Source organism: Nonomuraea sp. NPDC003201, assembly GCF_053590415.1.
This window is the reverse complement of record NZ_JBSFTC010000036.1, coordinates 55,694-63,258: the sequence shown is the minus strand read 5'-3', so window position 1 is coordinate 63,258 and position 7,565 is coordinate 55,694. Positions and strand designations below refer to the sequence as shown.

Annotated in this window: 4 protein-coding genes; 2 read left to right on the top strand and 2 right to left on the bottom strand. The window is 70.9% G+C overall.

All coding sequences use genetic code 11. The features are described 5' to 3' along the window. Nucleotides 1-2,874: SNF2-related protein (locus ACWDX9_RS16695; RefSeq protein WP_449954344.1), on the top strand; the 2,874-nt coding region annotated here is incomplete at its 5' end. Continuing rightward, a complete protein-coding gene (locus ACWDX9_RS16690; protein WP_449954341.1) occupies nucleotides 2,874-3,638 on the top strand; it encodes an SWIM zinc finger family protein in 765 nt (254 codons plus the stop codon). The genes ACWDX9_RS16695 and ACWDX9_RS16690, both read left to right, overlap by 1 nt. A gap of 13 nt (nucleotides 3,639-3,651) precedes the next feature. On the opposite strand, the gene ACWDX9_RS16685 is transcribed toward ACWDX9_RS16690, so the two are convergent. After that, on the bottom strand, nucleotides 3,652-4,590 hold the full coding sequence (locus ACWDX9_RS16685) for a diacylglycerol/lipid kinase family protein (RefSeq protein ID WP_364239134.1): 939 nt from the start codon (nucleotides 4,588-4,590) through the stop codon (nucleotides 3,652-3,654). A gap of 91 nt (nucleotides 4,591-4,681) precedes the next feature. Next, the gene (locus ACWDX9_RS16680; protein ID WP_449954338.1) at nucleotides 4,682-7,426 is read right to left on the bottom strand and encodes an immune inhibitor A domain-containing protein; all 2,745 of its coding nucleotides are present in this window, start codon (nucleotides 7,424-7,426) and stop codon (nucleotides 4,682-4,684) included. Between the last annotated feature and the right edge of the window lie 139 nt (nucleotides 7,427-7,565).

The window sequence follows — 7,565 nt, the reverse complement described above, 5'->3', positions numbered from 1 at the left end:
CGCCATCTGACGGGGCCCGCGCCCCACCCGTTCGCCTCTCCCGCGTCCGGCGTCGCCGCCGCGCTCGGCCTCGACGACCCGCCGGCACGGACGCTGGAGCTGCTCCTGCCGGGCTCGGCCAAGGAGCCGCTGCCCTCGCCGGAGACCGGCCGGCTCGCGGAGACGACCCGGCCGCGGCTGCGCCTCTGGCAGGTGCCCGCCGTGGTGCCGCCCGCCTCGGAGGCCCTGCACGTGCTGGACGGGCGCACCGGGACCGCGACCATGCGCCACTGGGCCGCCGTGGCGGCCTTCGCCCGCGACCTCGTACGCCGGGGCCGGGTCATCCCGCAGTTCGTCCCTTCCTCTGCGGGTGGCCGTGAGCCCGAGGACGCGATGGCCATGTGGGCCGTGCCGGAGGCCGACGCGCGGGCCGTGTGGCGGCCGGTGGTGACCGGGGCCGACGCCGGCTACTTCCGGGAGCTGGCGCTGGCCATGCCGCCCGCGTGCCGTACCTCCCAGGTCGAGCGGCCGTCCGCCGGCGTCCTGCTCGACGCCCTGGAGACCTTCGCCGACGCCCTCGTCCGCCAGACCCTCACCGAGCCGTTGGTCGCCCGGCCCAGGACCCTTCACGAACGCTGGCTGGCCGCCCTGACCGGCGCCGCGCCGCAGTGCCCCGACGTGCCCGGCCTGCGCGAGGAGCTGGAGCGGTGGCACGAGAGCGTCGCGTCGGCCGAGGGAGCGACCCGGGTGTGCTTCCGGCTGCTGGAGCCCGCCGACACCGAGGACTGGCGGGTCGAGCTGGCGCTGCAGGCCGCCGACGACCCCAGCCTGTACGTCCCCGCGGCCCACGTCTGGACCGGCGAGACGGTGACGGGGCTGCCCGGCAGGCCCGAACGCGACCTGCTGGCCGGGCTCGGCCGGGCCGTCCGGCTCTACCCGGAGCTCGACCGCGCCCTGCGCGGGCCCACGCCGAGCGAGCTGGCGCTGGACACGGCCGGCGCGTTCGGGTTCCTGCGGCAGGCCGCGCCCCTGCTGCAGGCGGCCGGGTTCGGGGTGCAGCTGCCCCGGTGGGCCGGGCGTACGAGGCTGGGGCTGAAGCTGACCACCAGGGCCAAGGCGCAGACGGCGGCCACCGGGCAGGGGTTCGGCATGCGGGAGCTGGTCGACTTCCGCATCGACCTGGCGGTGGGCGACGAGACGATCAGCGAGGCGGAGCTGGCCGAGCTGGCCCGGCTGAAGGTGCCGCTGGTCCGGGTGCGCGGCCAGTGGGTGGAGCTGGACGACCGGCAGCTCAAGGCCGCGCTCAGGGCCGTGGAGGGCGCCCGTACGGGGGAGGCGAGCGCCGCCGACCTCCTGCGCCACGTGGTGCAGGAGGACGACGCCGAGCTGCCGCTGCTGGAGATCGACGCCGACGGCGTGCTCGGCGACCTGCTGTCCGGCCAGGCCGAGCGGCGGCTGACGCCCATCGCGACGCCCGCGGGGCTGGACGCCACGCTCAGGCCCTACCAGGAGCGCGGCCTGGCGTGGCTCAGCTTCCTGTCGGAGCTGGGCCTGGGCGGCGTCCTGGCCGACGACATGGGGCTGGGCAAGACGATCACCACGCTGGCCCTGCTCGTCCACGAGCGGGCCGGTGCGCCCACGCTGCTCGTCTGCCCGATGTCCCTGGTCGGCAACTGGCAGCGGGAGGCCGCCAGGTTCGCGCCCGGCCTGCGCGTCTACGTGCACCACGGCAGCGGGCGCGACGCGGCGCTGATCCCCGGCGCCGATCTCGTGATCACCACGTACGGCACCGCCCAGCGCGACCTCGAGACGCTCAAGCGGCACGAGTGGCGCAGGGTCGTGTGCGACGAGGCGCAGGCGATCAAGAACAGCGGCACGCTCCAGGCCCAGGCCGTGCGCTCGATCCCCGCGGGCGGCCGGCTCGCCCTCACGGGCACCCCGGTCGAGAACCACCTGGCCGAGCTCTGGTCGATCATGGAGTTCGCCAACCCGGGGCTGCTGGGGCCGCGCTCGCGGTTCAGGACCCGCTTCCAGGAGCCCATCGAGGCCCAGCAGGACGAGCAGGCCGCGCGGGCGCTGAAGCGGGCGACGGGGCCGTTCATCCTGCGCCGCGTCAAGACCGACAAGTCGATCATCTCGGACCTGCCGGAGAAGCTGGAGGTCAAGGAGTGGTGCCCGCTCACCACGGAGCAGGCCACGCTCTACCAGGCCGTCGTGGACGACATGCTGGCCAAGATCGACGACAGCGAGGGCATCGAGCGGCGCGGCCTGGTCCTGGCCACCATGGCCAAGCTGAAGCAGGTCTGCAACCACCCGGCCCACCTGCTCAAGGACGGCTCCCGCCTGGCGGGCCGGTCCGGCAAGCTCACCCGGCTGGAGCAGCTGTCCGAAGAAATCCTGGCCGAAGGCGAAAAGGCCCTGCTTTTCACGCAATATGCCGAGTTCGGCACCATGCTGCAGCCGTACCTCGCCCAGCGGCTCGACACCACGGTCCTGTGGCTGCACGGCGGCCTGCCGAAGAAGACCCGCGACCGCCTGGTGGACCGGTTCCAGAACGACGAGGAGCCGATGCTGTTCGTGCTGTCGCTCAAGGCGGCCGGGGTCGGGCTCAACCTGACCGCCGCCAACCACGTCGTCCACGTGGACCGCTGGTGGAACCCGGCCGTCGAGGACCAGGCCACCGACCGGGCCTTCCGCATCGGGCAGCGCAAGAACGTGCAGGTGCGCAAGCTCATCTGCGCGGGCACCCTTGAAGAGCGCGTCGACCAGATGATCGAGCGCAAGAAGGCCCTGGCCGAGCGGGTGGTCGGCACCGGGGAGGACTGGCTGACGGACCTGTCCACGGAGGAGCTGCGCGAGGTGTTCAGGCTCACGGCGGAGGGGGTGGGCGGATAGTGCCGGACTGGTTCCAGGCCACCAGGCCGATCAAGGTCGAGGGCGGCATCAGGGCCCGCACCCAGCGCGGGACCATCGGCTCCACGTGGTGGTCCAGGCGTTTCATCGACATCCTGGAGCGCGTCTGCGACAAGGGCCGGCTCTCGCGGGGCCGCGCCTACGCGCGCCAGGGCCAGGTCCTGTCGATCGACCTGTCCCCCGGCGAGGTCAGGGCCGCCGTCCAGGGCTCGCGGCGGGAGCCGTACGCGATCGTGGTCAGGATCGAGGCGTACGACGAGCGGCGCTGGGCCCTCATCGAGGAGGCGATCGCCGAGCAGGCCGTCCACCGGGCCAAGCTGCTGGCGGGAGAGATGCCGCCGGAGATCGAGGAGCTGTTCGCGGCGCTCGGGATCGATCTGTTCCCGCGCGATCTCGACATGGACTGCTCGTGCCCCGACTGGGGGTTCCCGTGCAAGCACCTGTCGGCGGTGCTCTACCTGCTGGCCGAGTCGTTCGACGACGACCCGTTCCTGGTGCTGGCCTGGCGCGGCCGGACCCGGGAGCAGCTGCTCGGCTCGCTGGCGGAGGACGCGCCCAGGCTGGAGGTGCGGGACGTGCCGTTCGCCGACCGGCTGGCCGACTTCTACGCGCCGGGCGCCACGGCGCACCGGCCCGAGCGCCGCCCCGCGGCCACCGCCCCGGACCTGCTCCTGCGCGTCTTCCCGCCGCCCGCCGACCTGGCCCGCACGCTCACCCCGGCGTACCGGCGGCTCGGCGGCTCCTGAGGCTCCCGGGTGGTCAGCGGTCCTCGAAGGAGGCGGGCACCATCACGCGCACGCCGTTGGGGACCACGCGCAGCCGGATCGGGGTGCGCAGCCGTACCTCGCCGTCCACGTCGGCCGCCATCGGCGGGTCGGTCTCCAGCAGCATCTCCCGCCCCACCACGAACGGCCCGCCGGCCATGCTGCGCCACCGCCCGGTGGTCGCCCTGATCAGGGTCTCGCCGAGCAGGCGCAGCTTCTTGCCCGAGCCGAGCTGGTAGGCCACCAGCATGCCGTTGTCGATGCTGATGTCCTTGGCCACCTGCCAGCCGCCGTGGAAGCGGCCGTTGGCGATGTTGAGCTGGTGGGTGAGCAGCTCGTGGCGCTGCCCCTCGACCGTGATGTACGCGCGGAACGGCGTGTGCCCCGGCAGGATCGTCAGGGCGGTCAGCGGGTAGGCCGGGCGCCCCACGATGCGCTTGAGCCACGGCTTGACCTTGCCCGCCACCTCGACGGACACCCCGAAGCTGGCCAGGTTGGCGAACGGCCGGTCGTCGGCCATGCCCAGGTCGATGTCGGCCACCTTGCCCTCGGCGAACACCCTGATCGCCCCCGCCAGGTCGAGCGGCAGGCCGAGGCTGCGGGCGAAGTTGTTGGTGGTGCCCAGCGGGAGCACCCCGAGCGCCACGTCGCGGTGGGCCACATGGCGCACGGCCGAGGAGAGCGTGCCGTCGCCGCCGCCCACGACGAGCAGGTCGGGCTCGGTGGCCAGGGCGGCGTCGAGCAGCTCGCGCAGCCGCTTGGGGTTGTAGACCGACAGCTCCACCAGCGGCTCGAAGCCGAGGTTGTGGATCTGCTCGATCACCTCGAAATAGTGGCGGCGGCCGCGGCGCGAGCGAGTGTTCACCACCACTGCCACCTTGCGATCTCTCCGGATCGCCTCGGTGTGCTCGTCTTTGGTGCGCAATTCGCTCATGGTCACCAATGGTAGGCGCAGACCGCGCTGCCTATGGTCGGCCGCCGGAACGCGGAAGGCCGCCGGGACACGCCGGCGGCCTTCTTGATCGTTACTTCTTCGGCGGGACGACCTGGACGATGGCGCCCAGGTTGCCCGGAAGCGGGCTCACCAGCTTGAACTGCACGCCCAGCGCCTTGCCCTCGTCACCGGGGTTGCCGGTGCCGAGCACCGAGCCGGCGGCCACCTGGCCGTACAGCTCCGTGGCAGGGGTGCCGTCCGGGTGCACCACGCGGCTGCTGTACGTCTGGTCGCCCTTCGACGGCACGACCACCGAGGCGTCGAAGTCACGGTAGTAGAGACCACTGCCGATCAGCTCGAGGCCCGGGTACCAGGTCTTCGCGTCGGTGAAGGCCGGGACGCCCTTCTGCGCGGGCAGGTCCGTGCAGTACTCGCTGAACGGCTCGTCCGCCGCCTCCAGGCACTCCTTGAACGGGTACGTCTTGCCGAACCCGAACGCGGCGTTGGACGACTGGACGCGTCCCTGGAGGTTCTTCTGCAGCGTCGGGTCCTTCTCGGCCGCGGTCCCGGTGCGGCGCAGCGGGTCGAAGTGCGAGTCCACGACCAGCAGGCTGCCCTTGGGACCGAGGCTCGGCGGGAGCCGCAGGGTGTCGCCGACGTTGTTGTTGATGAACGTCGAGTCGCGGTACCACACCAGCAGGCCCGGCGCGTTGTACTTCAGCTTCTGCACCTTCCACGCCCCGTCGCGGGAGTAGTCGGTGTCGTAGGCGTACTGCAGGCCCTTGTCGAAGCCGTCGAAGTTGCGCCACTCGGCCAGGTAGAACCGGGAGATCTCGCGACTGCCGTTGTTGCGGGTCCAGCCGGTGCCGCTGGTGTTGGTGAACGTGCCGCCGACGGCCTTCCACCCGTTGTCGCCGTTCTCGACGTCGTCGCTCCACACGGCCGTGCCGCCGTTGGTGAGCTGGAAGTCGTCGGCGTGCCAGCCGCGCTCCTGGAAGGCGGCGTCGGTGTTGTACGTCATCCGCAGCTTGATCGTCTTGCCGGCGAACGGCGTCAGGTTGACGTAGTCGTGCCGCCAGCCGCCGCTGTCACCGGTGAGGCCGTACTTCTTCTGGCCGAAGGCGTGCAGGTTGTTGTTCGGGTCCGGGTAGTCGTCGGGCGTGCTGACCTCGGCGCCGGCCTCGTCGAAGACCTTCTGCTGGGCCCAGGTCTGGCCGCCGTCGGTCGAGACCTCGACGAAGCCGAAGTCCCAGTCCTGCTCGATCACGTAGTTGTTCCACATCCAGAACCTGAGATCGGTCCCGGCGGGGACGGGCAGGTCGCGGGTCACCGTGAGGTTGGCCCAGTCCTGGTCGAGGCCGCTCCACCAGGCGTTCGAGCCGCTGTGGGGGTCGATCATCTTGAGCGGCGTGGAGGCCAGGTTGACCCGGACGCCGTCCTCGGTGAGCTTGGGCGTGCGCGAGGACTGTCCGACCGTGACGATCTTGGAGGCGTCGCCCGGGTTGAACGTCTTCGGGTTCGCCCAGCCGAGCACCCACTTGTCCCACAGACCCATGTGCGACGGCATCGACTGGAAGATCGGGCCGGAGTGGGAGCCGCTGGACATCAGGTCCCAGAAGTCCACGGCCGAGCTGGCCTGGCCCGAGGTGTCGTACAGGTCGGGCAGGCCGAGGTCGTGGCCGTACTCGTGGGCGAAGACGCCGACGCCGGAGTCCTCGGGCTGCACGATGTAGTTGGAGATCTTCTTGTCGGTGCCGGGGATCTTGTAGCCGCCGGCGACCGCGCTGGAGTGGGCCCAGATCGCGTACGTGCCCTCGGCGCCGCCGTCGGACGACTTGTCCTTGCCGGCGTGCACCAGCACCAGGTGGTCGATCACGCCGTCGGGCTCGTTGAAGTTGCCGTCACCGTCGGCGTCGGCGACGTCCTCGACGTCGTAGTCCGCCCACGGGAAGCTCGGCTGGGCCTTGACCAGGCTCTCCACCACGTCGATCGGCAGCTGCTGGGCGCCGCGCGGGTTGTCGGGGTGGCCGGACATGTCCTGCGGAGGAGCGCCGCAGGCCGCGGCGCCGTACCAGGCCTCGGAGTGCGGGACCTTGATCCAGCCGGCCGCCGAGCCGGTGACGGAGTAGGCGCCCTTGGACATCTCCTCGTACATCTTCTTCATCGTGTAGCCGGAGATGTCGATGCCGGGCTTGCCGTCGCGCGGGTCCTTCAGGTCGGGGCGGACGCGCTCGGTGATGCCCTTGTCGGTGTAGAGCATCTTGTTGAAGTGCTCGGGGCTGAAGTCCTTGACCCAGAAGGAGTTGTTGTCCTTGTGCGGCAGCGTGGCCGGGTTGGGGATCTTGTTGTGGAGCGGCCCGTTCTTGAGCGTGCGGGGCGGCTCCACCACGCAGTCGTTCGCGTCACTGTCGGTCGTGCGCGGCCGGTTGAAGCCCGAGAAGTCGTCGTTGGCCTGCTCGTTGAACTCGACGAGGATCGTCAGGAGCTTGGCCGTGCGGGTCTGCTTGGAGTTCTTGAAAATCCATTCAGCGGGATTGCGGCCGGTCCTGATGGCCTCGTTCTCGCGGGCGGCGAGAATGCGGCCGGCGGCCGGATTTCCACTGGTGAACTTGCGGTCGAACTTCTGTGCCGGACTGAGCGAGCGCTGGTTCTTGTCGTTGACCGACGGCTCCTGCGGGTCCTTCTCGACCGCCGGAGGAGCATAGTTGATGTAGTAGTCCGCGGCGGTGGGCTCGTACTTCGCGACGGACGCCGCCTGAGCCGTGGGCGCGGACAGGGCGGCGCCGAGAAGGGCGACCGCCGGCAATGCTGCTAATAAGCGCTTCGTGCTGGGCACCAGGAACCCTCTCTGCCCGGGGTCGCCGGGCGCATGGCCATAGGGGTGTGCAATGCCGGACGTTAGAGGGTGTTTCAACGAATAGTAAAGTACGTCGTTGAAATGTGATCAAAGGGGGACATTTAGCGCACTGTTGGCA

What these genes read in the sequence shown, in the direction of transcription:
- ACWDX9_RS16685 (WP_364239134.1), bottom strand. Translation starts at nt 4,590, where the DNA reads ATGAGCGAATTGCGCACCAAAGACGAGCACACCGAGGCGATCCGGAGA.